30 protein-coding genes and 1 pseudogene are annotated in these 25,458 nt (G+C 61.2%); 13 read left to right on the plus strand and 18 right to left on the minus strand.

Annotated features, from left to right (window positions below):
* On the minus strand, nucleotides 1-552 hold a 552-nt coding region (locus DXT77_RS04405; RefSeq protein WP_218568648.1), incomplete at its 3' end, for an AlgP family protein.
* Between the two features lie 192 nt (nucleotides 553-744).
* On the opposite strand from DXT77_RS04405, the gene DXT77_RS04410 reads away from it, so the two are divergent.
* Complete coding sequence (locus DXT77_RS04410) at nucleotides 745-1,410, plus strand: FKBP-type peptidyl-prolyl cis-trans isomerase (RefSeq protein ID WP_119426766.1); 666 nt, start codon at nucleotides 745-747, stop codon at nucleotides 1,408-1,410.
* Nucleotides 1,411-1,469: 59 nt separating this feature from the next.
* Here the strand turns inward: DXT77_RS04410 and rsd are convergent, their stop codons facing one another.
* The 8 genes and pseudogenes from rsd to DXT77_RS30345 all read right to left on the minus strand — a co-directional run.
* A complete protein-coding gene (rsd, locus tag DXT77_RS04415; RefSeq protein WP_119426767.1) occupies nucleotides 1,470-1,928 on the minus strand; it encodes a sigma D regulator in 459 nt (152 codons plus the stop codon).
* Between the two features lie 185 nt (nucleotides 1,929-2,113).
* A complete protein-coding gene (locus DXT77_RS04420) occupies nucleotides 2,114-2,665 on the minus strand; it encodes a disulfide bond formation protein B (RefSeq protein WP_119426768.1) in 552 nt (183 codons plus the stop codon).
* 217 nt (nucleotides 2,666-2,882) lie between these two features.
* A complete protein-coding gene (locus DXT77_RS04425; RefSeq protein WP_119426769.1) occupies nucleotides 2,883-4,121 on the minus strand; it encodes a heme biosynthesis protein HemY in 1,239 nt (412 codons plus the stop codon).
* Entirely contained in the window at nucleotides 4,118-5,257 is a 1,140-nt protein-coding gene (locus DXT77_RS04430) for a uroporphyrinogen-III C-methyltransferase (protein ID WP_119426770.1), read from the minus strand. Before DXT77_RS04430 ends, DXT77_RS04425 begins: the two co-directional genes overlap by 4 nt.
* A gap of 16 nt (nucleotides 5,258-5,273) precedes the next feature.
* On the minus strand, nucleotides 5,274-6,029 hold the full coding sequence (locus DXT77_RS04435; protein WP_119426771.1) for a uroporphyrinogen-III synthase: 756 nt from the start codon (nucleotides 6,027-6,029) through the stop codon (nucleotides 5,274-5,276).
* The gene (gene hemC / locus DXT77_RS04440; RefSeq protein ID WP_119426772.1) at nucleotides 6,026-6,967 is read right to left on the minus strand and encodes a hydroxymethylbilane synthase; all 942 of its coding nucleotides are present in this window, start codon (nucleotides 6,965-6,967) and stop codon (nucleotides 6,026-6,028) included. Before hemC ends, DXT77_RS04435 begins: the two co-directional genes overlap by 4 nt.
* Before the next feature lie 138 nt (nucleotides 6,968-7,105).
* The gene (locus DXT77_RS04445) at nucleotides 7,106-7,852 is read right to left on the minus strand and encodes a LytTR family DNA-binding domain-containing protein (protein ID WP_085708933.1); all 747 of its coding nucleotides are present in this window, start codon (nucleotides 7,850-7,852) and stop codon (nucleotides 7,106-7,108) included.
* Nucleotides 7,849-7,980, minus strand: a pseudogene (locus DXT77_RS30345) (sensor histidine kinase); the annotation flags it as partial. The pseudogene DXT77_RS30345 and the gene DXT77_RS04445, both read right to left, overlap by 4 nt.
* A gap of 343 nt (nucleotides 7,981-8,323) precedes the next feature.
* Here DXT77_RS30345 and argH point away from each other — a divergent pair.
* Nucleotides 8,324-9,718 carry an argininosuccinate lyase gene (argH, locus tag DXT77_RS04455; protein WP_119426773.1) on the plus strand — a complete coding sequence of 465 codons (1,395 nt, stop codon included), beginning with the start codon at nucleotides 8,324-8,326 and terminating at the stop codon, nucleotides 9,716-9,718.
* A 127-nt stretch (nucleotides 9,719-9,845) separates the two neighbouring features.
* On the opposite strand, the gene DXT77_RS04460 is transcribed toward argH, so the two are convergent.
* Nucleotides 9,846-10,505 carry a glutathione S-transferase family protein gene (locus DXT77_RS04460; RefSeq protein WP_119426774.1) on the minus strand — a complete coding sequence of 220 codons (660 nt, stop codon included), beginning with the start codon at nucleotides 10,503-10,505 and terminating at the stop codon, nucleotides 9,846-9,848.
* A 123-nt stretch (nucleotides 10,506-10,628) separates the two neighbouring features.
* Between DXT77_RS04460 and DXT77_RS04465 the strand changes: the two genes are divergently transcribed.
* The 3 genes from DXT77_RS04465 to DXT77_RS04475 all read left to right on the plus strand — a co-directional run bounded on the left by DXT77_RS04465 (nucleotide 10,629) and on the right by DXT77_RS04475 (nucleotide 14,389).
* Nucleotides 10,629-10,913, plus strand: coding sequence for a hypothetical protein (locus tag DXT77_RS04465; RefSeq protein WP_085708931.1), 285 nt, complete (start codon nucleotides 10,629-10,631; stop codon nucleotides 10,911-10,913).
* 191 nt (nucleotides 10,914-11,104) lie between these two features.
* Entirely contained in the window at nucleotides 11,105-11,350 is a 246-nt protein-coding gene (locus tag DXT77_RS04470; RefSeq protein ID WP_007951883.1) for a TIGR02647 family protein, read from the plus strand.
* A 195-nt stretch (nucleotides 11,351-11,545) separates the two neighbouring features.
* A complete protein-coding gene (locus DXT77_RS04475) occupies nucleotides 11,546-14,389 on the plus strand; it encodes a class I adenylate cyclase (protein ID WP_119426775.1) in 2,844 nt (947 codons plus the stop codon).
* Nucleotides 14,390-14,396: 7 nt separating this feature from the next.
* Here the strand turns inward: DXT77_RS04475 and rnk are convergent, their stop codons facing one another.
* From rnk to cyaY, 3 genes are all read right to left on the minus strand, one after another.
* Nucleotides 14,397-14,807: a nucleoside diphosphate kinase regulator gene (gene rnk, locus DXT77_RS04480; protein WP_085708929.1), complete on the minus strand. Its 411-nt coding sequence runs from the start codon at nucleotides 14,805-14,807 to the stop codon at nucleotides 14,397-14,399.
* 128 nt (nucleotides 14,808-14,935) lie between these two features.
* Nucleotides 14,936-15,154 (minus strand): DUF1289 domain-containing protein, encoded by a 219-nt coding sequence (locus tag DXT77_RS04485; protein ID WP_119426776.1) that lies wholly within the window; start codon nucleotides 15,152-15,154, stop codon nucleotides 14,936-14,938.
* A 1-nt stretch (nucleotide 15,155) separates the two neighbouring features.
* The gene (gene cyaY / locus DXT77_RS04490; RefSeq protein WP_119426777.1) at nucleotides 15,156-15,488 is read right to left on the minus strand and encodes an iron donor protein CyaY; all 333 of its coding nucleotides are present in this window, start codon (nucleotides 15,486-15,488) and stop codon (nucleotides 15,156-15,158) included.
* A gap of 319 nt (nucleotides 15,489-15,807) precedes the next feature.
* On the opposite strand from cyaY, the gene DXT77_RS04495 reads away from it, so the two are divergent.
* Genes DXT77_RS04495 through DXT77_RS04520 form a run of 6 tightly spaced genes read left to right on the plus strand, consistent with a single transcriptional unit; the run spans nucleotide 15,808 to nucleotide 20,424 of the window.
* Complete coding sequence (locus DXT77_RS04495; RefSeq protein WP_119426778.1) at nucleotides 15,808-15,990, plus strand: lipoprotein; 183 nt, start codon at nucleotides 15,808-15,810, stop codon at nucleotides 15,988-15,990.
* Between the two features lie 9 nt (nucleotides 15,991-15,999).
* Nucleotides 16,000-17,247: a diaminopimelate decarboxylase gene (lysA, locus tag DXT77_RS04500; protein WP_085708925.1), complete on the plus strand. Its 1,248-nt coding sequence runs from the start codon at nucleotides 16,000-16,002 to the stop codon at nucleotides 17,245-17,247.
* Nucleotides 17,248-17,251: 4 nt separating this feature from the next.
* Nucleotides 17,252-18,082 carry a diaminopimelate epimerase gene (gene dapF, locus DXT77_RS04505; protein WP_085708924.1) on the plus strand — a complete coding sequence of 277 codons (831 nt, stop codon included), beginning with the start codon at nucleotides 17,252-17,254 and terminating at the stop codon, nucleotides 18,080-18,082.
* A 13-nt stretch (nucleotides 18,083-18,095) separates the two neighbouring features.
* Nucleotides 18,096-18,821 carry a DUF484 family protein gene (locus tag DXT77_RS04510; protein ID WP_114886291.1) on the plus strand — a complete coding sequence of 242 codons (726 nt, stop codon included), beginning with the start codon at nucleotides 18,096-18,098 and terminating at the stop codon, nucleotides 18,819-18,821.
* Between the two features lie 2 nt (nucleotides 18,822-18,823).
* On the plus strand, nucleotides 18,824-19,723 hold the full coding sequence (gene xerC, locus DXT77_RS04515) for a tyrosine recombinase XerC (protein WP_119426779.1): 900 nt from the start codon (nucleotides 18,824-18,826) through the stop codon (nucleotides 19,721-19,723).
* Complete coding sequence (locus DXT77_RS04520; protein WP_119426780.1) at nucleotides 19,720-20,424, plus strand: HAD family hydrolase; 705 nt, start codon at nucleotides 19,720-19,722, stop codon at nucleotides 20,422-20,424. The genes xerC and DXT77_RS04520 overlap by 4 nt, the downstream gene beginning before the upstream one ends.
* Nucleotides 20,425-20,489: 65 nt before the next feature.
* On the opposite strand, the gene sutA is transcribed toward DXT77_RS04520, so the two are convergent.
* The 4 genes from sutA to glnK form a co-directional block, all read right to left on the minus strand.
* Nucleotides 20,490-20,816: a transcriptional regulator SutA gene (gene sutA / locus DXT77_RS04525; RefSeq protein ID WP_007951900.1), complete on the minus strand. Its 327-nt coding sequence runs from the start codon at nucleotides 20,814-20,816 to the stop codon at nucleotides 20,490-20,492.
* 102 nt (nucleotides 20,817-20,918) lie between these two features.
* Complete coding sequence (locus tag DXT77_RS04530) at nucleotides 20,919-21,344, minus strand: secondary thiamine-phosphate synthase enzyme YjbQ (protein ID WP_119426781.1); 426 nt, start codon at nucleotides 21,342-21,344, stop codon at nucleotides 20,919-20,921.
* 216 nt (nucleotides 21,345-21,560) lie between these two features.
* Nucleotides 21,561-22,898, minus strand: coding sequence for an ammonium transporter (locus DXT77_RS04535; protein ID WP_119426782.1), 1,338 nt, complete (start codon nucleotides 22,896-22,898; stop codon nucleotides 21,561-21,563).
* Between the two features lie 37 nt (nucleotides 22,899-22,935).
* The gene (glnK, locus tag DXT77_RS04540; protein WP_002555808.1) at nucleotides 22,936-23,274 is read right to left on the minus strand and encodes a P-II family nitrogen regulator; all 339 of its coding nucleotides are present in this window, start codon (nucleotides 23,272-23,274) and stop codon (nucleotides 22,936-22,938) included.
* Between the two features lie 413 nt (nucleotides 23,275-23,687).
* On the opposite strand from glnK, the gene DXT77_RS04545 reads away from it, so the two are divergent.
* The gene (locus DXT77_RS04545; RefSeq protein ID WP_011336527.1) at nucleotides 23,688-23,948 is read left to right on the plus strand and encodes an accessory factor UbiK family protein; all 261 of its coding nucleotides are present in this window, start codon (nucleotides 23,688-23,690) and stop codon (nucleotides 23,946-23,948) included.
* Between the two features lie 400 nt (nucleotides 23,949-24,348).
* Nucleotides 24,349-24,870 (plus strand): Bro-N domain-containing protein, encoded by a 522-nt coding sequence (locus tag DXT77_RS04550; protein ID WP_119426783.1) that lies wholly within the window; start codon nucleotides 24,349-24,351, stop codon nucleotides 24,868-24,870.
* Here the strand turns inward: DXT77_RS04550 and DXT77_RS04555 are convergent.
* Nucleotides 24,865-25,134 (minus strand): HigA family addiction module antitoxin, encoded by a 270-nt coding sequence (locus tag DXT77_RS04555; RefSeq protein WP_064379873.1) that lies wholly within the window; start codon nucleotides 25,132-25,134, stop codon nucleotides 24,865-24,867. The two genes, DXT77_RS04550 and DXT77_RS04555, sit on opposite strands and share 6 nt — an antisense overlap.
* Nucleotides 25,135-25,458: the final 324 nt, after the last annotated feature.

Here is a 25,458-nt window from a genome sequence, read left to right on the forward strand (position 1 = left end):
AGATGTGTATAAGAGACAGGGTTTAGCAGCGCTCGCGGCTGCGGGTTTCTTCGCTGCAGGTTTTGCGGCGGCTTTCACTGGCGCTTTGGCCGGTGCTTTTGCAGCAGGTTTGGCGGCCGTTTTTTTCGCAGGCGCCGCTGCCGGTTTGGCCGAACGCAGGGACAACGCCTTGCCGACGGCTTCCTGAACACGACCGACACCCTGGGCCAGTTTCAGGCTTTCCTGGGCATCGCGCTTGAGTTGCAGAATGTAGCTGCGGGTGTCTGACTGACGATCCTTCAGCGCATCGAGCAGGTCTTCGAGTTCCTTCACGGCAGCCTTGGCCTTGGTCTGTGCCTTGGCTTTACCGGCTGTGGCTGCGTCCTGCAATTTGGTGCGGGATTTGTGCAGTTTTTCTTGTGCCTTGCCGCGTTGCTTTTCCAGTTTGGCGAGCAGTTTTTCAGCATCAGCCAAGGCTTGGGAGCAAGCGTTTTCCAGATGCTCGAGCAGGCTGCCCGAGAGCTGTTGGAGTAAGTGCAACGGAGTGTTTACAGGCTTCTTGGTGGCCGACATGGTTTACCTCCTGGCTGACGTGAGTGCGGCTCATACTAGACCTCTGCTGCTACCGCCGCTAGGGCATGTTGACAGTATCGAAGGCACTCGGTTGCAGGCTCGCGAAAAACTTCTGCACATTGCTCAAAGCAGTTCACCGTTGCAGAGCTTCGCGCTGGCATAATCCAGCGCAATTCAGGACGGAGAGTGCCCATGTCGCGCTACCTTTTTTTATCCCTCTGCATGATCTTTTCGGCGGTCCAGGCCGACGAAAAAAACACCGCGAACGATGCCCACGATCTGGCCTACAGTCTCGGCGCGAGCCTTGGTGAACGGCTCCGCCAAGAGGTTCCGCAACTGCAGATCCAGGCCTTGATCGAAGGCCTGCAACAGGCCTATCAAGGCAAGCCGCTCGCTCTGAGTGAGGCGCGTATCGAACAGATTCTGGCGGATCACGAATCGCAGACGGCCGAGCATGCGGCCATGCCTTCGACTGAAGCGGCGATGGAAAACGAGCGACGCTTTCTCACCGCCGAAAAAGCCAAGCCTGGGGTGAAAGAGTTGTCCGACGGCATCCTGCTTACCGAGCTGACGCCGGGCAATGGTGCGAAGGCCGGTCCCGACGGAAAGGTGCAGGTGCTGTATATCGGTCGGCTGCCGGATGGCACCGTGTTCGACCAGAACACTCAGCCGCAGTGGTTCAATCTCGACAGCGTGATCGCAGGCTGGCGCACCGCCTTGCAAAACATGCCGGTGGGCGCGAAGTGGCGGTTGGTGATTCCATCGGATCAGGCTTACGGTGCCGACGGTGCCGGCGACTTGATCGCGCCGTTCACACCACTGGTGTTCGAAGTCGAATTGCGCGGCGCGACCAGTTGATCGCCCAATAAAAAACGGTGCGCTGTTGGCGCACCGTTCTTGTGTCTTGCGGGACCGGTTCAGGCTTGAACCGAATCCTCTTCCTTGTGGGCGGTATGCAGCACTTCGATCAGGCAGTCTTCCAGTTCGAAGCGCTCGTGGAGCAGCCCACCCAGCTCCTTGAATTTTTCGGCAACGCATTTGCCTTCATCGCAAAGATCATTGAAGGCCAGCAGTTTTTCCGTGATGACATCGATGCGCGGGTAGATCGTCTCGGCCAGTTCCAGGCCGCGCTTGTCGTTGAAGGCCTTGGCCTCGCCCGTCAGCTGTTCATAGATTTCGAAATGCCCGGCCGACACGTAATCGACCAGTACGCCGCAGAATTCCTGCAAGGGCTTTCGATCTTCGGACAGTGCCTGAGGTTCTGCGCCCAGCTTGTCGTAGGCAGCGATCAGTTCCTCACGCTCCTGGAGCCAGCGGTCGATCAGCAGATGAACTCCACCCCAACGTTCCTGAGCATTCTGACAACTTTCGAGCATGGCGATCTCTCTTCCCTTGTGGGTCATGCTGCCCTACACCTGTGCCCCTTCTTGTGGCTGTTGCTTTGAGAGGCGTTCAGGCAGAGCGTCATCGAGCAACACAAATCCAATGACACGTGCGGGCCAGATTATGCCCGCACGCCTGTGGCTTCAAGGTACGCAGGAGAGAAAGTTCATACAAGTGTTTAATCCCTGACCAGCCCCCGGTGCGACGCTTCGCCGCTGAGCGGTCGCTGCAGAGCGCTCCAGGCCAGTCGCAGCAATTGGTAAACCGCAAGGATCGACATGGCGACGAAGAACAGCAGGCTCCACTCCGGAACGCTCAGATCGAACAGCGTCCAGGACATTTGCGAGCAGTCCTCGCTGTCAGTGAACATCCGCGCCAGGGCGCAAAGCCACGGCAGGTGACTGAATAATTCCTCGGTGCCGGGCGCGCACTGTGCCAGATGATGCAACGCGTCGCTTTGCAGGAGCACCTGCCGCCATGCAGCCATGGTTGCGCCGAGACTGGCCGCCAGCGCACCGGACCAGTAGAGCGAAAGGCCGAAGCGCCCTGGCCCATGCACCGCTGCCACACCACAGCAGGTGGTGAGCATACTCAGGAAAAACCGTTGCACCAGGCACAGGCTGCACGGCACGAGACCCACCGCGTACTCAAGGTAATAGGAAGCTCCCAGCGCCAGTGTTCCCGCCGTGAAAGCCATAAAAAACAGGGAGCGTGAGCAGGTCAACGACATGGGTTATCCGTAACAATAAAGACAGGCAGTTACGGTAGAGGAAAGGGCCTCGGCCTTTCAAGGCAGGTCACTGGCGACACTTCACCAGAGATGTAGGGAAATCCCGACAGACGCAAGAGGAAAGAATGTAGGCCTCTGTAGGACTTTGCCTCAGAAGTGAAATAGCGGTAACTATTCAGTCGAGGATATGGGCGAGGGAGCGCACCCCCTCGTCCATTCAGGCGTGAGCCTGCACCGGTAAAGGCGCGGCCAGCAGGCGCTCGTCCAACAATCCCAGACCTTCCTGGAACAGCTGGTTGCTGCGCTCGGTATCACCCAGCCGGGCCAGCAATCGAGCCAGCTCCGCACAGGCTTCCGGATTACGCTGCGTGCGCAGGCTGCTTTCCAGATAGTCCCTCGCCTTGCCCCACAGGCTGGCTTGCAGGCACAGTCGGCCGAGCGTCAGCAGCAGGCTCGGGTCGGCAGGATGATCCTTGAGCCAGCCCTCGGCCACCTGCAATTGACGCGCCGGATCACTGCCGCGCACCAGGCCATAGAGGCGCGCCAGGTGGCTGTCGTACTTGCGTTTGAGGGCGTTGCGCAACACCTCTTCCGCCTCGACCTGAGCACCCAGCTGACGCAGTTGCTCGGCGTAGGCCAGTACCAGCGGCGACTCCTGACGCTGTGACGAGGTCAATTGCTGCCAGGCGCGGTTGAGCGATTGCAGACCGACCGCGCCATCCTCTTCGCGATGTGCCGCCAGCGACAGATTCTCTCCCCAGGCGCGACGTTCCAGCTCGGCCAGTTCGGCAGGCGGCAGGACTTTGTCCTTGCGCAGCTCGGGCAGCATGCGGATCACCGCCGACCAGTCACCGCGCTGCTGATGCAGGCGCTGCAACTGACGCAGGGTCTGGACGTTGTGCGGATGACGCTCGCGCATGGCCTGCAAGGTCACCAGCGCACCGTCCGTGTCGCCACGGTCGGTTTGCAGTTGCGCATGACTCAAGGCAATCGCCAGTTCTGCCTGAGGCTGACGCTCGAGCGCGCGCTCCAGCAGACGATCACTTTCCTCGTAATTGCCTTGTTCGTTGGCAGCACGGGCGGCGCCGAGGTAGTACAGCAGCGGTTGGCGCTCGGCCTCGGCAGCCCGATAAAGGTGACGCTGGGCGCTGGCCCAGCGACCTTCGGCCAGATCCAGTTGACCGTGCTCGATCGCCACTTGCACACGACGGCTGCGGTTGCGGCGCGACCATGGATTGACCACGCCACCGGAGGTCAGCACCAACTCGACCAGCGCCTTGATGCCCCAGATCAGCAGCCACAGCACCGCCACCAGCGCCAACGTCGCCCACAGGCTCGACTCATAGCGGAAGCTTTTGTAGGCCACCAATACGTAACCGGAATGCTCGGCAATCGCCAGACCGAGGGCCGCCGTCGCAGCGATCACCAGAAACACGATGACGTACAGGCGCTTCATGGTGTGGCCTCCTGCGCGGTGGCGGCAGGTTTGGCGAAGGGTTTCACCGAGTCTTCAGCGTTGACGTTACGGCGCTCAAGATAGGCCTGCACGGCGCTGAGGGTGCCCGCCAGATCAGGCGTAACAACCGTGACCGGCTGCTTGCTCAGCTCCGCCACTTGTTCGAGCATGATTTTGCTCTGCGGGTTGTCCGGGTTGAAATTACCCTTGAGCACGTCCCGCGCTTCAGTCAGTGCCTGGGTGTAGACCGCTGCCTGACCGTTGAGCGCCGCCCATTGCGCCTGTTCCAGTGAGAGACTCAGAGCCAGGCGTACCTGGCTCAGGCTCTGCCCTGCGAGCAGTGGCCGTACGTTTTTATCGGCATTGAAATCGATGCGGATGTAGCGCGAGATCTGATCCCACCACTGCGACCAGCGACTGGCACCGTCACCATCGGAGGTCAGGCCCAGCAGTGAATCGCCGCGATCCTTGTATTCGGGCGCCAGTTCGGTGAGCCCGATGACCTGATCGCGCAGCGCGCCCAGCTTCAGGAACAGACCGGTACGATCGGGCTGCTCGGTACTGCGCAACGCCACCAGGGTTTTCGCCACTTGTTCACGCGCTGCAAACGAACCCGGATCGTTTTGTTCCTTCAGAATATCGTCGGCACCCTGCACCAGTGCCTGAGCGCTGCTGATGTCCTGCAAGGCAGAAAGACGCAGGCTGGCCAGTCGCAGCAGATGCTCGGCCTCGGCCAGACGCCAGTCCTTGCGGCTGGCCCCGAGGACGGTTTCCAGACGCTGATTGAGGCGCTGCTGATCGCCCTGCAGTTGCGTGACCAGACGCTGGCGCTCGGCGAGCTCGTCGGCACCGGGCAACTGTCCGAGACGTTCGGTCAGACGCTGCTCGTTGAGTTTCAGGTTCTGGGCCTGATCATTCAACGCCTGCACCTGACTCAATTGCTCCTGCGTGCTGGCTTGCAGGTGTCGCACCTGCCAGACGCCCCAGCCACCCACCGCAACTCCGGCGGCGCCGAGCAGCAGCGCGACAATGGCCAATCCGTTGCCTCGGCGCGGTTCAGCGGCCGGTGGCGGTGCATCAACCGGTGCATCGATCACAGGTTGAACGTCATCTTTAGGCAAGGCTGTTTCGCTCACGTATCCATCCTTTGCATTAGAGAACGGGCACGGGATGCTCCCGTAACGCCGTCAGCAAGGCCGCGGCACTGGCGCCGCGACAATCCACAACTGTTCGGGCCCCGGCGGCACGTGCCTGCTCGGCGACCCTTGGGCTTGGAACAAACAACGGCATCTGCGCCAGCGCCGGCCATGTATCGCCGGCCAATCGGCGCAGGTGCTCAAAACCCTGTCCACTGCTGACCACCAGCCCGTTCAGGCGTTCCGCCTCAATCCGTCGGGGCAGTTCCCGCGGCGGATAGTCCGGCAGGTCACGGCGGTACAGTTCCAGATACTCGACACTAGCACCAAGCGCGCGCAGGCGCTCGGCCAGCAGCTCGCGCCCCCCCTCTCCGCGCATGATCAACACCTGCGCGCCGGGCCGTTCAACGACCTCGAGCAGACGCGGCAATTGCAGCAAGGCTTCACTGTCATCGCCCTCGTCCGGGCAATGCGCATCGAGACCCCGATCCCGAAGAATCTGCGCCGTCGCTGCGCCAACGCTGAACCAGGGCATGGCCGGCACGGCATCGATCAATTGCCCAGCGATGCGTGCCGCCGGTTTGCTGACCACGATCACCGCGCTGTAGCGCGACAATCCGGCAAAGGTCTGGCGCATTGTGTCAGAGACCGGCAGCGGCGCAATTTCCAAAAGCGGCAGGCAGCTGCTGAAAATCCCCTGCCCGGCCAGCACCTCGGCCAGCGCCTCGCAATCGTCAGCGGGGCGCGTCAGCAGCAGGCGCCAGATCGTCACTCGTGACCTGCCTCGCCGTAGACAGCCTTGAGAATGTCGTCGGCACCCTGGCGAAGCAAATCCTCAGCGACCTGCACGCCCAGCGCTTCAGCGTCAGTGCGCGGCGCCCGGGCTTCGGCACTCAACAGCTTGCCGCCGCTCGGCTCGCCGACCAGACCTCGCAGCCACAACTGCTCGCCTTCGAGCACGGCGTAGCAGGCGATCGGCACCTGGCAACCGCCATTCAAGTGTTTGTTGAGGGCACGCTCGGCGCTCACACGATCAGCCGTATCGGCGTGATGCAGAGGCGCGAGCAAGGCGTGGATTTCAGCATCGGCACTGCGGCATTCGATACCGACGGCGCCCTGCCCACCGGCCGGCAGGCTGTCGTCGACGCTGATGGCAGAGGTGATGCGGTCTTCGAAACCGAGGCGAATCAGACCGGCCGCCGCGAGGATGATCGCGTCGTACTCGCCGGCATCGAGCTTGGCCAGACGGGTGTTGACGTTGCCGCGCAGGAAGCGGATTTCCAGGTCGGGACGACGGGTCAGCAACTGTGCCTGGCGACGCAGGCTGGACGTGCCGACGATGCTGCCGGCCGGCAACGCATCAAGGCTGGAAAAAGTATTGGAGACAAACGCGTCGCGCGGGTCTTCGCGCTCGCAGATGCAGAACAGGCCGAGACCTTCGGGGAAGTCCATCGGCACGTCTTTCATCGAATGGACGGCGATGTCGGCTTCGTTTTCCAGCAGCGCGGTTTCCAGTTCCTTGACGAACAGGCCCTTGCCGCCGATTTTCGACAGGGGGGAATCGAGCAGCTTGTCGCCGCGACTGACCATGGGCACCAGCGTCACCAGCAGTCCCGGGTGGGCTGCTTCCAGACGGGCTTTGACGTATTCGGCCTGCCAGAGGGCCAGTGCACTTTTGCGGGTGGCGATGCGGATTTCGCGAGTGGACATGGATCAATCCGTACTGAATAGATACGGCGGATGATAACAGCTCAGCCAAATCCACTTTGACCTGAATCAGAAACGGCGTGGCCTCCCTGGCCGGCAATGCCTGGTGAAGAGAATGGAAAACCGCCCGACGCCCTCGGGCTAAAGCCCTTGCATCATTTTGCGTACGCCCGCCACATGGCGACGGCTGACGATCAGCGCGTCACCGTTCAGGCCCTTGAGGAACAACTGGAAGTGGCCCAGCGGTGTACGTTGCAGGCGTTCGATGCGGTCGCGGGCGACCAGCGCATTGCGGTGGATCCGCACGAATCGCTCGCCGAACTCGTCTTCCAGCGCCTTGAGCGGCTCGTCCAGCAGCACTTCACCGGCTTCATGACGCAGGGTCACGTATTTGTGATCGGCAATGAAATACACCACCTGATCCAGCGGGATCAGTTCGATGCCTTTGCGGGTTCGGGCGCTGATATGACTGCGCGGACCATTGCCGCTTTCGGCGGCGGGACGGGTCAGGGCCGATAGCTGAGCCCGATTCGGACGTTCGGCCCTTTTCAGGGCTTCCTGCAGATGTTCGGTTCTCACGGGTTTCACCACATGGCCCACGGCGCTGGCCTGCAGGGCCTCCAAGGGAAATTCATCGATACCGGAGCAGAACACCACGGCAGGCGGTGTTTCGCGTTCGCACAGCCGGGCAGCCACTTGCAGGCCGTCGAGGCCCGGCATGCGGATATCGAGCAGCACGATATCCGGCTTGTGGCTGTCGATCAGTGCCAACGCCTCTTCGCCATTGGTGGCGCTGGGCTCCAGGACTGTGTAGCCCTCGAGCTCGCTCACCATTCGGGCGAGGCGCTCGCGGGCCAGTGGTTCGTCATCAACGATCAGGACATTCATATTGCGCTGGATTCCTGCGTGAGTCTCGCACAAGGATAGCGTAGACAAGTGGAGTGACGTCCGTCACCGCGATCCACGCTAAGACTAGCGCGAGCGCCAAAAAGTGCCGTACGTCGGCCGGCAATATTTGCCGACACCCGGGACGCACCACTCGAAGCTCGCGTCTGTCTGCGTTTTACGCAGGGTATGCCGATGGTCAAAACACCCACCCCTCTCTTCTTATAGTCGGCGGCCAGACCTTTGCACGATCCACAGTCGCGCCGACCCTTAGTCCTACTGTAGACGCTCGCCGGGCCGATATTGCTCAATCGGAAAATATCCTTGCGCAAATCCCCCGGAACCGGCGGCGACTATGAACGCAGAGATGAGAAAAAAACGTATCGACCAGTGTCAGCGACAGGATTGGCAACCCTGTTATTATCCGCGCCAGCGTTTCACGCCTTCTTTCTTCAAGCCGATACGAGCGAATTCATGAGCACTGACAAGACCAATCAGTCCTGGGGCGGCCGCTTCAGTGAACCCGTCGACGCCTTCGTCGCCCGCTTCACCGCCTCCGTCACTTTCGACCAGCGCCTGTATCGCCACGACATCATGGGCTCGATCGCCCACGCCACCATGCTGGCCAAGGTCGGCGTGCTGACGGATGCCGAGCGCGACAGCATCATTGATGGCCTGAAGACCATCCAGGGCGAAATCGAGGCCGGCCAGTTCGACTGGCGCGTCGACCTCGAAGACGTGCACATGAACATCGAGGCACGCCTGACCGACCGCATCGGCATCACCGGCAAGAAGCTGCACACCGGCCGCAGCCGCAACGACCAGGTCGCCACCGACATCCGCCTGTGGCTGCGCGACGAGATCGACCTGATCCTGGCCGAGATCACCCGCCTGCAAAAAGGCCTGCTGGAGCAGGCCGAGCGTGAAGCTGCGAGCATCATGCCGGGCTTCACCCACCTGCAGACCGCTCAGCCTGTGACCTTCGGTCACCACATGCTGGCCTGGTTCGAAATGCTCAGCCGCGACTACGAGCGTCTGGTCGACTGCCGCAAGCGCACCAACCGCATGCCGCTGGGCAGCGCCGCGCTGGCCGGCACCACCTACCCGATCGACCGTGAATACACCGCACAACTGCTGGGCTTCGACGCTGTCGGCGGCAACTCGCTGGACAACGTGTCCGACCGTGACTTCGCCATCGAATTCTGCTCGGCCGCCAGCATCGCGATGATGCACCTGTCGCGCTTCTCCGAAGAGCTGGTGCTGTGGACCAGCGCGCAGTTCCAGTTCATCGATCTGCCAGACCGCTTCTGCACCGGCAGCTCGATCATGCCGCAAAAGAAAAACCCGGACGTGCCGGAGCTGGTGCGTGGCAAGACCGGCCGCGTGTTCGGCGCCCTGATGGGCCTGCTGACCCTGATGAAAGGCCAGCCGCTGGCCTACAACAAGGACAACCAGGAAGACAAGGAACCGCTGTTCGACGCCGCCGACACCCTGCGCGACTCGCTGCGTGCCTTTGCCGACATGATCCCGGCGATCAAGCCAAAGCACGCGATCATGCGTGAAGCGGCGCTGCGCGGTTTCTCCACTGCCACCGACCTGGCCGACTACCTGGTGCGCCGTGGCCTGCCGTTCCGTGACTGCCACGAAATCGTCGGCCATGCCGTGAAGTACGGCGTCGACACCGGCAAGGATCTGGCGGAAATGAGCCTGGAAGAACTGCGTCAGTTCAGCGACCAGATCGAGCAGGACGTGTTTGCCGTGCTGACCCTGGAAGGTTCGGTGAATGCCCGTGACCACATCGGCGGCACTGCCCCGGCGCAGGTCAAGGCTGCCGTAGCTCGCGGTCAGGCGTTGATCGCCGGCCGCTAAAAGCCAAAGCTTCGCGAGCAAGCCCGCTCCCACATTCGATCTGCTGCGAACACAGAACAAGTGTCCAATCGAGATCAAGTGTGGGAGCGGGCTTGCTCGCGAAAGCTATCTCGAAAGCACAAAAAACTTACTTCTTCGCCGCGATCATCGCCAAAAACGCCGGCATCGCCGCTTCCTTGTCCGCTGCAATCTTCTGCACGTGCGGATTCTGCTCAAGTCGCTCCAGCAGTGCCTTGGCCTTCGGCATGTCCGCCAGCAGATCCAGACCGAACAGCTTGTGCCCCACCGCAGCCGCCAGCGGCACGCTGTAGAGGAAGTACAGGTCAGCGATGCTCAGGCTGTCGCCCGCCACATACGGGGCGAACTTGCCGTGGCGGCCCAGCGCTGCAAAACCCAGCAGCAATTCAGACTTGGTCTTCTCCTTGATCGCCTCCGGCAGCGCCGCGCCGAAAAACGCTTCGCCGTAACAGGCACGGGCCGGCAGCTCGATGTACAACTCGATTTCCTTGGCCACCGCCAGCACCTGGGCGCGCGCAAACGGTTCGGCCGGCAGCAGCGGAACACCCGTCCGGGTGCTTTCGAGGTATTCGAGCATCACCATCGTTTCATTGATGTAACCGCCTTCGGCCCCCAGCACCGGCACCTTGCCGCGCGGGCTGATGGCCAGAGACTCCGGCGTTGGTGTCGGGTAGAAGGTGACTTCCTCGAACGGCAGGCCCTTTTCCAGCAGCGCCAGTTTGACCATGTTGTAGTAGTTGCTGACTGAGAATCCGTAGAGCTTGAACATCACATAGCCTCCAGGCCGTGCGGGGTGGGCAGTGCCTGTTTATAGATCGCTCCGGGGAATCCCGCCAGCAGCATCACGCCGCTGAATGCGGGTAAACTGGCGCCTTTCCTTGAGGAGCCTGCCATGAGCGAGCCGACAGACATCGATAACGACGAAGAAGAGTTCACCGAGAGCACTTTGATCGAAGCCATCGAAAACCAGATCGAAAGCGACAACCCGCCCGCAGCCAAGGCCACGTTCAACAAACTGACCCTGGTCGGTTACGAGCGCGAAGACATCCTGAACCTGATGGCCCACGTGCTGGCCTACGAAATCGACGCCATGCTCGATGACGACCGCGCGTTCAATACCGAATGGTACGAAGCGGCCCTTCGCGCCCTGCCTGAGTTGCCACCGGAAAAGCCGTAACCGGGCAGCCCGATGTGGGAGCTGCCTGGCTCCCACACAATTTGTCACCCTTCCATCCGGCCTTCTCCCGGCCCCTGACTACACTGGAATCCACCCCCGAGACAAAAACCCTGGCGCACACTGGACAGGCTGCGCCGGCAGGTTCACCTTAGGGGCGCTGTCGTCCAATTCCTAGAAAGTCTGGAGTCCTTATGTCGCTTACCCCTGAGTTGGTTGCCGAACTGGAAGTCCTCGCACTCTTCAACCTGGACAGTTCCCAGGAAGGTCTGAAAATTCATCAGACCGCTGCCCCGAAGCACATTGCCGCTGCCCAACGCCTCTTTGAAAAAGAACTGACAGACCAGCCTGATGGCGGTTACCTGACCAGTCTCGGTCGCGATGCCGCACAAAACGTGCAGACCGTACTGACGATTCTGAAAGAGCAACAAACCGCCTGATCCTCCCGACTTTGCCCACGGAAACCTCCGCCACGGGATTTCCGCGGGCCAGCCCGGTCGCACGCCACCGTCGCGCGGTGGAAATCTGGCGTCAAAAAAACAAATTCAGCTTAATGCTCGCGCTGCACAGGCGCTAAACTCCCTCGCATTCCGTGACCCTCTGCCTCCGAGCCCTGCGAGCCGGTTTGAGTCGACATGACCCGCACCCATGAAATCCGCCCCGACCTGGACGAGGGAATCGACCGCAAGGTACTCAGCCAGCTGCGCGCACGCTTTCTCAAACTCAACGAAGGCCGCCTGAACCGGGCCCTTGAAGGCCTGTCGACGCGCCAGCAAAGCGTGCTGACCCTGTTGCCGCTGTTTTTCCACGTCAATCATCCGCTGCTGCCCGGTTATGTCTCGGGTAGCACACCGGCCGGGTTGTCGAATTACGAACCGGATGCCGATGCTCTCGCCGAAGCCCAGCGCCTGACACGCTCGTTCTCCTACAAACCGCGCCACGGCAGCAACCCGCCAAGACCGATTCACGGACTGTTCCTGATGGGTAGCCTCGGCACCTTGGCCCAGGCCGACCAGAGCGATATGGACGTGTGGGTCTGCCACGCCCCCGACCTGAGCGACAGCGAACTCGCCGAACTGCGCAAGAAATGCCAGTTGCTCGAAGCCTGGGCCGCGAGCCAGGGGGCCGAGGCGCATTTCTTCCTGATCGACCCGGTGCGTTTCGTCAAAGGCGAGCGTGATACCCAGCTCAGTTCCGAAGATTGCGGCACCACCCAGCACTATCTGCTGCTGGACGAGTTCTACCGCACGGCGATCTGGCTGGCGGGGCGTACGCCGATCTGGTGGCTGGTGCCGGTCTACGAAGAGCGCGCATACGACCAGTACACCCACACCCTGATCTCCAAGCGTTTCATCCGCAACGATGAAACCCTCGACCTCGGCCCACTGGCGCACATTCCGCCGGGCGAGTTCGTGGGTGCCGGGCTGTGGCAGTTGTTCAAGGGCATCGAGTCGCCTTACAAGTCGGTGCTCAAGCTGCTGCTGATCGAGGTCTACGCCAGCGAACATCCGCAGGTGCAGTGCCTGAGCCTGCGCTTCAAGCAGGCAGTGTTTGCCAACCGGCTCGACCTCGACGAGCTCGATCCGTACATGGTGGTTTACCGCCGGATCGAGGAATACCTCACCGCCCGTAATGAACCCGAGCGTCTGGAACTGGTGCGCCGTGCGCTGTACCTCAAGGTCAACCGCAAGCTCACCGGCAACACCCGCACCCAGAGCTGGCAACGCTCGTTGCTGGAAAGACTGGCCAGCGAATGGCACTGGGACCAGCGGCAACTGGCACTGCTCGACAGCCGCAGCCAATGGAAAGTGCGGCAGGTCAGCGCCGAGCGCCGGGCTCTGGTGAATGAGCTGAACTATAGCTATCGCTTCCTGACCCAGTTCGCCCGCACCGAACAGACCGTCAGCCTGATCAACAAACGTGATCTCAATGTCCTGGGCCGACGCCTGTACGCCGCGTTCGAACGCAAGGCCGACAAGGTCGAGTTCATCAACCCCGGCATCGCCCCGGACCTGGCCGAAGACACCCTGACCCTGGTGCAGTCGCCGAACAAGAAGGAACCCGGGCAAACCCAGTGGGGCCTGTACAACGGCAGCCTGACGGCGCTGGAGTGGGAACACTTCGCGCCGATCAAGCGCAGCCGCCAGTTGCTGGAACTGCTGACCTGGTGTCATCGCAACGGCGTGATCGACAGCAGCACCCGACTGGCTCTGCACCCCGGCACCAGCGACATGAGCGAGTTCGAGCTGTTCAACCTGCTCGGCAGCCTGCAACAGAGCATCGCCCTGCCCTTGCCGACCGTTGCCGAAGAACCGTTGCTGCGCGCCAGCGTGCCGAGCGAAGTGCTGATTCTGGTGAATGTCGGCGTCGATCCGCTCAAGCATCACCGCGACCTGAACATCCTGATGACCACCGAACGCACAGACTCCCTGAGCTATGCCGGCGTGCGCGAGAACCTGGTGCTGACCCTCGATCAGGTCACGCTCAACAGCTGGAACGAAGTGCTGGTCAACCGCTTCGACGGCCCGCATGCGCTGCTCGACTGCCTGCGCGATTACCTCAACAACCTGCCGCGCGGACCACAACAGCCCTCGCTGCGTGTGCGTTGCTTCTGCCACAACCGCGCGCAATTCATCGCCCGCCGGGTGGAAGAGATCGTCGATACCGCACAGAACCTGCTGCTCAGCGACTTGAATCACCGCTACCTGATCCAGGTGCAGCAGCACTATCACGTGCTGGAACTGGTACCGGGCCAGGTCAGCCATGTCGCCCTCGCCACCCTGCCGGCACTGCTCGATTACCTCGGCGAGGAGCAACCGCGCTACAGCCCGCTGCACCTGGACCCGATGGCACTGGAAGACCACGACCTCGCGCTGATCCTGCCGATGGGCCAACCCGAATGCATTCAGGTGTTCTACCGGATCACCGAGCAAACGGCCGAGCTGTACGTGCTCGACGAATTCAATGCGCTGTGGCAACAACACCTGCCCTATCACGACGAACAAAGTCTGTTGGTGCCGCTACAACGCTTCCTGCAATCGATCCAGTTCCGGCGTGAAGCACTGCTGCCGATGGAGTCGAACCACGCCGCCAGCCTTGAAATCTTGTATTACCAGTTATTGCCATCAGGACCGGGGCGCGCACGACGGGTCGAAATGCGCCCGGCACCGCATACGCCAGTCAACAAACCGTTCTACGACGTGCAGGCGATCATCGGCAAGGCCGCACCGGGCGAGGTGCAGGTCACGTTGTATTGCAATCAGCGGGAGTTCTGCGAGCTGGAACATGGCGACCAGCTGTTCAGCGTGGTCGCCCGGGAAATCGTCGGCCAGCGTCGGGAAGCCGAGCGCTACCGCTGCTACATCACCGACCTGGACCTGTCGGGTGTGATCGGTGACGGGCAGAGTTCGAGCAATCTCTATCTGCGTTACAAGGCCGACCTGGAACGCTCTCTGAACGAGGCGCTCGAGCAGGTCTGAGGCAGGGTTATTCCGGGAAGTCGCCGCCGTTGGCCGGCTGCGATTCGACTTCCAGCAAGGTCAGCTTCAGGGTCTTGCCGCCCGGGGCCGGCCAGTCGATGTGCTGGCCGACCTTCAGGCCCAGCAGCGCGCTGCCGACCGGGGCCAGGATCGAGATTTTGCCTTCATCGGCGTTGGCGTGTTTCGGATAGACCAGCGTCAGGTGGTAGTCCTTGCCACTGCCTTCTTCGCGACAGTGCACACGGGAATTCATTGTCACGACATCGGCGGGCACTTCATCGTGGCCGACCAGGGTATCGGCGCGGTCCAGTTCGGTTTGCAGCGCGATCACGCCCGGCAGCGAGTCATCCAGGCTGTCGATCAGGCGTTCCAGACGTTGCACGTCCAGACGGGTAAGGGTGATGGAAGGTGCGGTCATGATCCGGGCAGACTCCTTTCTTCTGCACACAAAAAAAGCAAAACCCCGCCAAAAAAGACGGGGTTTTCACCAGGCCTCGATGGGTTGAGGCGTTTCCGGACACTATCACAGCTCAAAAAATATACAAGCTACGTCCCGGAGAGCTGCCTGCGTTGCATCGCCTGCGCGCAGATTACCCGGCGGCGCTCGTCATCGGCCGAACGCCATTCACGGATGTCTTCGACATGGCGCATGCAGCCGAGACAGACCTTCTGCTCATCCAGCCGACAGACGCCGGTACACGGCGAAGGCACGGCCGGGCTGACGTTGCTGTAGAGCGGCTTGGCAGGGCGTGGCGCGGTCGTCATCTCAGATTTCGTCGAAATCGAGTTTTTCGCCGGCGCGCTCCCAGACGATGCGCTCCAGCATTTCGCCCAGCAACTCTTCGGTTTTCTCGCAGACCCACTTGCTGGCCTGCTCGTCATAGTCGAAATGGAAACCACCGGAACGGTCAGCCAGCCACAACTGACGCAGAGGCTCCTGACGGCTGAAGATCAACTGACTGCCGTTGTCGAACTTGATAGTCAGCACACCGGCCGAGTTCTCCATGTCCAGATCCAGGCCACTTTCATCAAAGATGTCCTCCAGCGCTTGCTGGGTGGCATCGACCAGATCATGGAAACGGGCTTCGGACAAACTCATTGCGGCAACCTCAAAAAATGTCTGATCAGGCTCAAGCGCCGCAAGATACGGACGCTGCCAGCCGATTGCAAAGGATAACGACCAACAACCCTGTCTGCACTGTCCCCTGTGGGAGCGAGCCTGCTCGCGATTGCGGTGGATCAGACACCCGGATGTTGAATATGCCGATGCCATCGCGAGCAGGCTCGCTCCCACAAGGATTGCACTTGATCGACCCGCCTGCGGGCGAGCCCCGCCGGACGGGAGTTCCGTCGCATAGGCAAGCTGCCGGGTGGCCGGTATACTCCGGCGCAATTAACGCATATTCAAGGATTTCGCCATGAAGCGCCTGATCTCTTCCATTGCTGCGCTCGCTTCGCTCGTCGCTTTTGCCTGCTTGATTTCGGCCTGCGGTCAGAAAGGCCCGCTGTACCTGCCCGATGAAGATCAGGATCCGGCTGCACAAGCCCAGTCTTCGCAAAAGCAGCCGTCCAAAGCACACAAGCACGACGTTTACCAATAAGGGATCGCCATGGACGCTTTTAACTACCGTGGCGGGGAGCTGTTCGCGGAAGGTGTGGCGCTGTCCGCCATCGCCGACCGTTTCGGCACACCGACCTACGTCTACTCCCGCGCCCACATCGAGGCCCAGTACCTGGCCTACGCCGATGCGCTGGCCGGCATGCCGCACCTGGTGTGCTTCGCGGTCAAGGCCAACTCCAACCTCGGTGTATTGAATGTCCTGGCCCGCATCGGCGCCGGTTTTGACATCGTTTCCCGTGGCGAGCTGGAACGCGTCCTGGCCGCCGGCGGCAGCCCTGACAAGATCGTGTTCTCCGGCGTCGGCAAGACCCGTGACGACATGCGTCGCGCGCTGGAAGTCGGCGTGCATTGCTTCAACGTCGAATCCACCGACGAGCTGGAGCGCCTGCAAGTGGTCGCCGCCGAACTGGGCGTTCGTGCACCGATTTCCCTGCGCGTGAACCCGGACGTCGATGCCGGCACCCACCCGTACATTTCCACCGGTCTCAAAGAGAACAAGTTCGGCATCGCCATCGCCGACGCCGAAGACGTGTACGTGCGTGCCGCACACTTGCCGAACCTGGAAGTGGTCGGCGTCGATTGCCACATCGGTTCGCAACTGACCACCCTGCCACCGTTCCTCGACGCGCTCGATCGCCTGCTCGATCTGGTGGACCGCCTGGGCGATTGCGGCATCCACCTGCGCCACATCGATCTCGGTGGCGGCCTGGGTGTGCGCTACCGCGATGAAGAGCCGCCGCTGGCTGCCGACTACATCAAGGCCGTGCGCGAGCGCCTGGTCGGTCGTGATCTGGCGCTGGTGTTCGAACCGGGCCGCTTCATCGTCGCCAATGCCGGCGTGCTGCTGACGCAGGTCGAGTACCTCAAGCACACCGAGCACAAAGACTTCGCCATCGTCGATGCGGCGATGAACGACCTGATCCGCCCGGCCCTGTACCAGGCGTGGATGGATGTCACTGCGGTCAAGCCGCGCGACACCGCTGCACGCAAATACGACGTGGTCGGCCCGATCTGCGAGACCGGCGACTTCCTCGCCAAGGATCGCGAACTGGCGCTGGAAGAAGGCGACCTGCTGGCCGTGCATTCAGCCGGAGCCTACGGTTTTGTGATGAGTTCCAACTACAACACTCGCGGCCGTGCCGCCGAAGTGCTGGTAGATGGCGATCAGGTATTTGAAGTGCGTCGCCGCGAGACCGTGGCCGAGCTGTTTGCCGGCGAAAGCCTGCTGCCGGAGTAACCCCATGCTGCTGCGTTTTACCAAGATGCACGGCCTGGGCAACGACTTCATGGTCCTCGACCTGGTCAGCCAGCACGCGCACATTCAGCCCAAGCACGCAAAAATGTGGGGCGACCGGCACACCGGCATCGGTTTCGACCAGTTGCTGATCGTCGAGGCGCCGAGCAATCCGGACGTGGATTTCCGTTACCGGATCTTCAACTCCGACGGCTCCGAAGTCGAACAGTGCGGTAACGGTGCGCGCTGCTTCGCCCGCTTCGTGCTCGACAAGCGCCTGACCGCCAAGCGGCAGATCCGCGTCGAGACCAAGGGCGGCATCATCGAGCTGGACGTGCGTAACGACGGCCAGATCGGCGTGAACATGGGCGCCCCGCGCCAGGTGCCGGCGGACATTCCGTTCCAGGCGACCGAGCAGGCCCTGAGCTATCAGGTCGACGTCGACGGTACATCGGTCGAGCTCGCAGCGGTGTCGATGGGCAACCCCCATGCCGTACTGCGCGTGCAGGACATCAACACCGCACCGGTGCATGAGCTGGGGCCGAAGATCGAACACCATCCGCGCTTTCCGGCGCGGGTCAATGTCGGTTTCCTCCAGGTCATCGACCGTAACCGCGCACAATTGCGCGTCTGGGAACGCGGTGCCGGGGAAACCCAGGCCTGCGGCACCGGCGCCTGCGCTGCTGCTGTAGCTGCGATCAGCCAGGGGTGGATGGATTCGCCGCTATTGATCGACCTGCCGGGCGGGCGCCTGTCCATCGAATGGGCAGGCCCCGGCCAACCGGTGCTGATGACCGGTCCGGCAGTGCGTGTATACGAAGGACAAGTCCGTCTTTGAGTGAGCACAAGCCATGACCGATAAGCCTCAGGTACCCGCCCGACAGTCCGGTGAAACAGCGTCCGAGAGCCTGGAGGCGGCAGCGGTTGCCGCGTACCTGGAGGCTCATCCGGACTTCTTCGTCGAGCACGAAGAACTGCTGCCATCCCTGCGTATCCCCCATCGTCGCGGCGACACCGTGTCACTGGTCGAGCGACAGATGTCCATCCTGCGCGACCGCAACATCGAGATGCGCCACCGCCTCTCGCACTTGATGGACGTGGCCCGGGACAACGATCGCCTGTTCGACAAGACCCGTCGCCTGATCCTCGCCCTGATGGACGCCGCCACCCTGGAAGACGTGGTGATCAGCGTCGAAGATAGTCTGCGCCAGGACTTCCAGGTGCCCTTCGTCAGCCTGATCCTGCTCGGCGACAACCCGGCGCCGGTCGGCCGCTGGGTGACCCACGCCGACGCGCAGACCGCCATCGGCGGCCTGCTCACCGAAGGCAAGAGCGTCAGCGGCAGCCTGCGTGAACACGAACTGGACTTCCTGTTTGGCGAAGAACAGCGCAAGCAGATCGGTTCCACCGCCGTGGTCGCCGTCAGCCACCAGGGCATCCACGGAATCCTGGCCATCGCCAGCCGTGATCCGCAGCACTACAAAAGCTCGGTCGGCACGCTGTTCCTCAGCTACATCGCCGAAGTCATGGGCCGCGTGCTGCCACGGGTCAACAGCTCCCTGCGCTCGGTACGCTGAGCATGGAACGACAACTGGACGCTTACTGCGAACACCTTCGCAGTGAGCGGCAGGTGTCGCCGCACACGTTGTCGGCCTACCGTCGCGACCTCGACAAAGTCCTCGGCTGGTGCAACAAACAGAACGTCGGCAGCTGGCAGGCCCTGGACATCCAGCGCCTGCGCAGCCTGATCGCCCGCCTGCATGCCCAGGGCCAGTCTTCCCGCAGCCTGGCGCGCCTGCTCTCGGCAGTTCGCGGGCTCTATCATTATTTGAATCGCGAAGGCCTCTGCGATCACGACCCGGCCACCGGCCTGACACCGCCCAAAGGCGAACGCCGCCTGCCGAAAACCCTCGACACCGACCGGGCGCTGCAACTGCTTGAAGGCGCGGTCGAGGACGACTTTCTGGCCCGACGCGATCAGGCGATTCTGGAGTTGTTCTATTCCTCAGGCCTGCGCCTGTCGGAGCTGACCGGGCTCAATCTCGATCAGCTCGATCTCGCCGACGGCATGGTTCAGGTGCTCGGCAAGGGCAGCAAGACGCGTCTGTTGCCCGTCGGCAAAAAGGCCCGGGAAGCGCTGGAGCGATGGTTGCCGTTGCGAGCGCTGACCAACCCGGCGGACGATGCGGTGTTCGTCAGCCAGCAAGGCCGACGCCTCGGCCCGCGTGCGATTCAGGTGCGGGTCAAACTGGCCGGCGAGCGTGAGCTGGGGCAGAACCTGCACCCGCACATGTTGCGGCACTCCTTTGCCAGCCATTTGCTGGAGTCCTCCCAAGACCTGCGCGCGGTGCAGGAATTGCTCGGCCACTCGGACATCAAGACCACCCAGATCTACACCCACCTGGACTTCCAGCATCTGGCGGCGGTCTACGACAGCGCCCACCCAAGGGCCAAACGCATGAAAGGCGATGATTCATGAGCATCCAGTTGATCACCTTCGACCTCGACGACACCCTGTGGGACACCGCCCCGGTGATCGTCAGCGCCGAAGCGGTTTTGCGCGAATGGCTGAGCGAACATGCGCCGAAGCTGGGCGCGGTGCCGGTGGAGCATTTGTGGTCGATCCGCGAGCGCGTGCTGAGCAGCGAACCGGGACTCAAGCACCGCATCAGCGCGCTGCGCCGGCGAGTGCTGTTCCATGCTTTGGAAGAGTCTGGATATGACCACGGCGAAGCGTCGGAACTGGCGGACAAGAGTTTTGAAGTGTTTCTGCATGCCCGGCATCAAATCGAGGTGTTCCCGGAAGTCGAGCCAATCCTGGAAACCCTGGCCAAACACTACGCCCTCGGCGTGGTCACCAACGGCAACGCCGATGTGCGCCGTCTCGGGCTGGCGGATTACTTCAAGTTTGCGCTGTGCGCCGAAGATATTGGCATCGCCAAGCCGGACGCGCGACTGTTCCATGAAGCGTTGCAGCGCGGTGGCGTCAGCGCCGAAGCGGCAGTGCATATCGGCGATCACCCGGGGGATGACATCGCCGGAGCGCAACAGGCCGGTCTGCGAGCGATCTGGTTTAACCCGGCCGGCAAGGTCTGGGAAGCGGAGCGCCTGCCGGATGCCGAGATTCGCAGCCTGAACGATCTGCCTGCCGTGCTCGCTCGCTGGAACAGCCGCGGCTAATTTTCTTTCGCCCATGAAAAAGCCCGCAGCGACGGCGGGCTTTATCAGCAAGCAAGCGGCACGCCTCAGATAGGGCGGCTGCCGTACTTGTTGTCCGGCTTCTTGGGCGGATCGGCGACCACGTTGGCCTCCACTTCCTGAACCTTGCCACCACGCGCAAGGAACTCTTCCATGGCCTTGGCCAGGGCGTCGCGCTCCTTGTTCTTGGCTTCGATGCTCGGCAACTCGTCGACCGACACCGCAGCCTTGGCCTTGCCTTTGGCAGCCGGGGCCGGCGTATCGTCACCGCCATCGTCTTCAGCAACGTCTTCCGCTGCCGCTTCCAGACCGTCTTCGGCCTCGTCTTCGTCGCCTACTTCGAGGTCGTCGTTTTCCAGATCATCATCGCTCATGTTCTACCTCATGACTTGCGAAAAGCAGATTAGTTATAGACCAGCTTTGGCGACTGTCGAAAGTCGCCGGAAAAAAATCGGTAACCATTGGTGACCAACGGTTTATGCCTCTTCACCGTGCAAGGTGGCGAGGACTTTACGGGCACCGCCATGATCGCGATGCTCGCCCAGGTAAACGCCTTGCCAGGTGCCCAGTGCCAGTCGACCCGCCGTTACCGGCAAACTGATCTGGCAGCCCAGCACGCTGGCCTTGAAGTGCGCCGGGAGGTCGTCCAGGCCTTCGTCGTTATGCTCATAGCCGTCTGTTCCTTGTGGGATCAGACGATTGAAAAATCGTTCGAAGTCGCGACGTACCGCCGGATCGGCGTTCTCGTTGATGGTCAACGACGCCGAGGTATGCTGTAGCCACAAATGCAACAGACCGACCCGGCATGCCTTGAGTTCGGGCAGTCCGGCGAGCAACTCTTCCGTTACCAGATGAAAGCCCCGGGGCCGTGCCCGCAGGGTTATCAGAGTCTGTTGCCACATACAGTTCTCCGCACGTTCGGGGCGCATTCTAGCGCGCTCTGAAAAAAAACAAAGGCCCTAATATTCCTTCAATGATGTAAGCCATTGGCCGTAGAAAAACACCCGTCGTAAACGCGACCAAAGCAGTACGAAAAATCCATTCAGCCACATCAGGGATGACAAATTCCGGACAAAAAAATGCCCGGCGAACCGGGCAAGTTTTTTTGAGGCGCGTACTTACAGGTTGTAGCCGCGCTCGTTGTGTTGTGCCAGGTCCAGGCCCACCGATTCTTCTTCCTCGGTGGCACGCAGACCCATTACGGCATCCAGCACCTTGAGGATGATGAAGGTGACGATCGCGGTGTAGATCACCGTGAAGCCGACGCCTTTGCACTGAATCCACACTTGGGAGGCGATGTCGGTGACGGTGCCGAAACCACCCAGCGCCGGAGCAGCGAACACACCGGTGAGGATTGCGCCGAGGATACCGCCGATACCGTGCACGCCGAAGGCGTCCAGGGAGTCGTCATAACCGAGTTTGCGTTTCAGGCTGGTGGCGCAGAAGAAGCACACCACGCCAGCGGCCAGGCCGATGATCAGCGAGCCCATCGGGCCCACGGTGCCGGCCGCCGGAGTGATTGCCACCAGACCGGCAACCACGCCCGAAGCGATACCCAGCGCACTTGGTTTGCCGTGGGTGATCCACTCGGCGAACATCCAGCCCAGTGCAGCGGCGGCGGTTGCGATCTGAGTGACCAGCATCGCCATGCCGGCAGTGCCGTTGGCTGCAGCAGCGGAGCCGGCGTTGAAGCCGAACCAGCCGACCCACAGCATCGCCGCGCCCATCAGGGTGTAACCGAGGTTGTGCGGTGCCATCGGGGTGGTCGGGAAGCCTTTGCGCTTGCCCAGTACCAGGCACGCCACCAGACCGGCGATACCGGCGTTGATGTGCACCACGGTGCCGCCGGCGAAGTCGAGCACGCCCCAATCACCCAGCAGCGAACCCGGACCGCTCCAGACCATGTGCGCAATCGGCGCGTAAACCAGGGTGAACCAGACGCCCATGAACACCAGCATCGCGGAGAACTTCATGCGCTCGGCGAAGGCACCGACGATCAGCGCCGGGGTGATGATGGCGAAGGTCATCTGATAGGTAACGAATACCGCTTCAGGGAACAGCGCCGTCGGGCCGGTAATGCTGGCCGGGGTGACGCCTGCCAGGAAGGCCTTGCCGAAGCTGCCGACGAAGGAGTTGAAGTTGACGACGTTGGCTTCCATCCCGGTAGTGTCGAACGCCATGCTGTAGCCATAAATGAACCACAGGATGGTGACCAGGCCGGTAATGGCGAAGCACTGCATCATCACGGAAAGAATGTTTTTCGACCGCACCATGCCGCCGTAGAACAGCGCCAGGCCCGGAATGGTCATGAACAGCACGAGGGCCGTCGAGGTCAGCATCCAGGCGGTATCGCCGGAATTGAGGACTGGAGGCGCCACCGGATCTGCCGCCAAAGCCAGGCCGGGCATTACGATGGACAACAGGGCGCCTAGCCCTGCGAATTTACGCAGAGTCATATTGTTTTCTCCTGGGGCGTTGGGTTTGTGGCGGCGTTTAGATCGCGTCGGTATCGGTTTCGCCGGTACGGATGCGAATCGCCTGTTCCAGATTGACCACGAAGATCTTGCCGTCACCGATCTTGCCGGTGTTGGCAGCCTTGGTTATCGCCTCGATAACCCGATCCAGATCCTTGTCGTCGATGGCAACGTCGATTTTCACCTTGGGCAGAAAATCGACCACGTACTCCGCGCCGCGATACAGCTCGGTGTGACCCTTCTGCCGGCCGAAGCCTTTGACTTCAGTTACGGTAATGCCCTGCACGCCGATTTCGGACAGCGACTCGCGCACGTCGTCCAGCTTGAACGGCTTGATGATGGCAGTGACTAGCTTCATGAAACTCTCTCCCGAATTGGTGGACTTGCCCCAGGAAAACAAACCCGACTCAAGTCTAAGCGCAGTGCCTGGCTTTGTAACGCATCGTCGGCCCTACCCGCCCGACTGACGCCAGCTAACCGCTCCCGACGAAACTCCCCGTCCCGTCCGGCGCACTGCATTCGTCACAGCGACTGCATCAGTGCATGGGTCACTACCGACTAAGCAGAAAGCTTGCCATCTCGCCAAAATCCCTTGATTTCAATCCCTTGGCCGGGGCCGTCGATGCCATCACCGAAATGGCACACGGGATACGCACAACAACGGTGCGCAGCCGTTCATCCTTTTGCGCGAAAAGCGTGCATCCGGGCCCGCGCGAATGACTATAGACACTGCGTGATACACTGCCGGCCATAGTTTCCAGGACATATCCCATGCTCGCGCCCAAAGACTTCCTCGACGCCCTGAGCGGCACCGCCTCCCGCCTGTTCAGCGGCGACACACCATTGCCAAAAGCCGAAATCGAAAGCCAGTTCAAGATGCTGCTGCAAAGCGCGTTCAGCAAACTGGACCTGGTGAGCCGGGAAGAATTCGATAGTCAGATGGTGGTGTTGGCGCGCACTCGCGCTCGGCTTGAGAGCTTGGAGGCGAAGGTGGCGGAGCTGGAAGCGAAGCTGACGCCGCCGGCTGAGTAACACCTCGTTTCTTTGTGAATGCGGCTCCTTGTGGGAGCGGGCTTGCCCGCGAATGAAGGTCGGAACGACCTTCCCGCCATTCAGGATTCGCTGCCGAATCTCGGCAGAATCCTACAGCTTGCAACCCCGTCGTCCGATTGCGTCGTGAAACCCTGATTTCTAAGCTCACCCAATGCTGAATGCTCAGCACTGGGTTTGGCGACCCGGCAACATTTGACGTAGCGCGATGTTTTCGAACGAGGGAAATACTCCCACCTCGAATTATGGCGGCTGTGCGTGGGAGACCTTCGGGTCTGCCGGTTTTCGAATGTCCCGGTTCGCCAATCCGCGCATAGCTGCCACCCTTTTTGTTTGGCGACGATCAGAGGCAGTTTTCTTCACCACATTCGAGAACTGAGTCATGGACGAAAACTATTTAATTCCCAACGTCTTCATCCGCCACAAACTCCATTTACACGCCCTCCTCATCCAGAACCAACCCTGGTTCTCCGCCCGCGATCTGGGCCGTCTGCTGCACATTTATCTCAACGAACGCATGCTGCGAAAGCTCGACCCGGACCAATACCAAACCCGCAAAACCCTGATCCACAACCAGATCGAAAACACCCTGCTGATCAGCGAATCCGGCATCTACGCCCTCCTCGTCTACCACTACTGCCCCGAATACCGAGCGCTACGCGAATGGCTCACCCATCAAGTCATCCCCACCCTGCGCGACGCCCAGCACCCCACCACAAGCGAACGCCCACAGCTAAGCCTGTTGAATTGGCCCGAGATGTCGTTGAGTTTGCTGCACTGGAATAACCAGCCGTGGATTCGGTTGCAGGATGTGCCACAGATGGTGGTAGAGCGGGAAAAACGAAAACACCCGGTGCCGGCCACTTGGTGGAAAAGGGCTTCGCGGATGCTGCAATCGCTATAGGCCCGCATGCCGGAGCTGGGCCCTGCGTAAATCGTAAGTCGACTGGAGATTCATCCAGAACTCAGGCGTGGTGTTGAGGTGGATTGCCAGTCTGATTGCCAGATCGGCGCAGATCCTGAGCTGGCATTTCACAAGCTTCTCGATCTCGGTTTCAGGCCAGTTCGTAGGCATGGCCAAGTCCATGACAGTCATGCCCAACGGCTCCATGAATTCCTTGTTCAGAACCTCACCCGGATGAATCGGGCGCATACCATTGCGGTCCATTTTTCGCCTCCAGAGGCTGCATTGAGCGGCAAAACTGGAGCACCCGACTTTGCAATACAAGACCGTCGAGTCGCTTTCGCTGACGTCCTACAACTATTAGGGCATGCCCCTACAAAAATCAGCGTTTGCGCCTGGATATGCAGTCCTTACACCTGTCATTACATTGGCAAACGAAAATGTACCCGTCAGGAGGGAGGTCTCTGTGAGAGATAAAAAGAGGAAGGCGTCCGACAGGACGCCGTTTTCTTTTTTGAGGAGTAGTCGCAGCGAACTTTTAGCTCCCTAGCCGTATCACCCTGAATCCTCCCAAACCAACGTCCTTCA

This window comes from Pseudomonas sp. 91RF (assembly GCF_003576265.1).
In the GTDB taxonomy this organism is placed as follows: Bacteria; Pseudomonadota; Gammaproteobacteria; order Pseudomonadales; family Pseudomonadaceae; genus Aquipseudomonas; species Aquipseudomonas kribbensis.

What these genes read in the sequence shown, in the direction of transcription:
- DXT77_RS04410 (WP_119426766.1), top strand. Translation starts at nt 745, where the DNA reads ATGTCGCGCTACCTTTTTTTATCCCTCTGCATGATCTTTTCGGCGGTC.
- rsd (WP_119426767.1), bottom strand. Translation starts at nt 1,928, where the DNA reads ATGCTCGAAAGTTGTCAGAATGCTCAGGAACGTTGGGGTGGAGTTCAT.
- DXT77_RS04420 (WP_119426768.1), bottom strand. Translation starts at nt 2,665, where the DNA reads ATGTCGTTGACCTGCTCACGCTCCCTGTTTTTTATGGCTTTCACGGCG.
- DXT77_RS04425 (WP_119426769.1), bottom strand. Translation starts at nt 4,121, where the DNA reads ATGAAGCGCCTGTACGTCATCGTGTTTCTGGTGATCGCTGCGACGGCG.
- hemC (WP_119426772.1), bottom strand. Translation starts at nt 6,967, where the DNA reads ATGTCCACTCGCGAAATCCGCATCGCCACCCGCAAAAGTGCACTGGCC.
- DXT77_RS04445 (WP_085708933.1), bottom strand. Translation starts at nt 7,852, where the DNA reads ATGAATGTCCTGATCGTTGATGACGAACCACTGGCCCGCGAGCGCCTC.
- argH (WP_119426773.1), top strand. Translation starts at nt 8,324, where the DNA reads ATGAGCACTGACAAGACCAATCAGTCCTGGGGCGGCCGCTTCAGTGAA.
- DXT77_RS04460 (WP_119426774.1), bottom strand. Translation starts at nt 10,505, where the DNA reads ATGTTCAAGCTCTACGGATTCTCAGTCAGCAACTACTACAACATGGTC.
- DXT77_RS04465 (WP_085708931.1), top strand. Translation starts at nt 10,629, where the DNA reads ATGAGCGAGCCGACAGACATCGATAACGACGAAGAAGAGTTCACCGAG.
- DXT77_RS04470 (WP_007951883.1), top strand. Translation starts at nt 11,105, where the DNA reads ATGTCGCTTACCCCTGAGTTGGTTGCCGAACTGGAAGTCCTCGCACTC.
- DXT77_RS04475 (WP_119426775.1), top strand. Translation starts at nt 11,546, where the DNA reads ATGACCCGCACCCATGAAATCCGCCCCGACCTGGACGAGGGAATCGAC.
- rnk (WP_085708929.1), bottom strand. Translation starts at nt 14,807, where the DNA reads ATGACCGCACCTTCCATCACCCTTACCCGTCTGGACGTGCAACGTCTG.
- DXT77_RS04485 (WP_119426776.1), bottom strand. Translation starts at nt 15,154, where the DNA reads ATGACGACCGCGCCACGCCCTGCCAAGCCGCTCTACAGCAACGTCAGC.
- cyaY (WP_119426777.1), bottom strand. Translation starts at nt 15,488, where the DNA reads ATGAGTTTGTCCGAAGCCCGTTTCCATGATCTGGTCGATGCCACCCAG.
- DXT77_RS04495 (WP_119426778.1), top strand. Translation starts at nt 15,808, where the DNA reads ATGAAGCGCCTGATCTCTTCCATTGCTGCGCTCGCTTCGCTCGTCGCT.
- lysA (WP_085708925.1), top strand. Translation starts at nt 16,000, where the DNA reads ATGGACGCTTTTAACTACCGTGGCGGGGAGCTGTTCGCGGAAGGTGTG.
- dapF (WP_085708924.1), top strand. Translation starts at nt 17,252, where the DNA reads ATGCTGCTGCGTTTTACCAAGATGCACGGCCTGGGCAACGACTTCATG.
- DXT77_RS04510 (WP_114886291.1), top strand. Translation starts at nt 18,096, where the DNA reads ATGACCGATAAGCCTCAGGTACCCGCCCGACAGTCCGGTGAAACAGCG.
- xerC (WP_119426779.1), top strand. Translation starts at nt 18,824, where the DNA reads ATGGAACGACAACTGGACGCTTACTGCGAACACCTTCGCAGTGAGCGG.
- DXT77_RS04520 (WP_119426780.1), top strand. Translation starts at nt 19,720, where the DNA reads ATGAGCATCCAGTTGATCACCTTCGACCTCGACGACACCCTGTGGGAC.
- sutA (WP_007951900.1), bottom strand. Translation starts at nt 20,816, where the DNA reads ATGAGCGATGATGATCTGGAAAACGACGACCTCGAAGTAGGCGACGAA.
- DXT77_RS04530 (WP_119426781.1), bottom strand. Translation starts at nt 21,344, where the DNA reads ATGTGGCAACAGACTCTGATAACCCTGCGGGCACGGCCCCGGGGCTTT.
- DXT77_RS04535 (WP_119426782.1), bottom strand. Translation starts at nt 22,898, where the DNA reads ATGACTCTGCGTAAATTCGCAGGGCTAGGCGCCCTGTTGTCCATCGTA.
- glnK (WP_002555808.1), bottom strand. Translation starts at nt 23,274, where the DNA reads ATGAAGCTAGTCACTGCCATCATCAAGCCGTTCAAGCTGGACGACGTG.
- DXT77_RS04545 (WP_011336527.1), top strand. Translation starts at nt 23,688, where the DNA reads ATGCTCGCGCCCAAAGACTTCCTCGACGCCCTGAGCGGCACCGCCTCC.
- DXT77_RS04550 (WP_119426783.1), top strand. Translation starts at nt 24,349, where the DNA reads ATGGACGAAAACTATTTAATTCCCAACGTCTTCATCCGCCACAAACTC.
- DXT77_RS04555 (WP_064379873.1), bottom strand. Translation starts at nt 25,134, where the DNA reads ATGGACCGCAATGGTATGCGCCCGATTCATCCGGGTGAGGTTCTGAAC.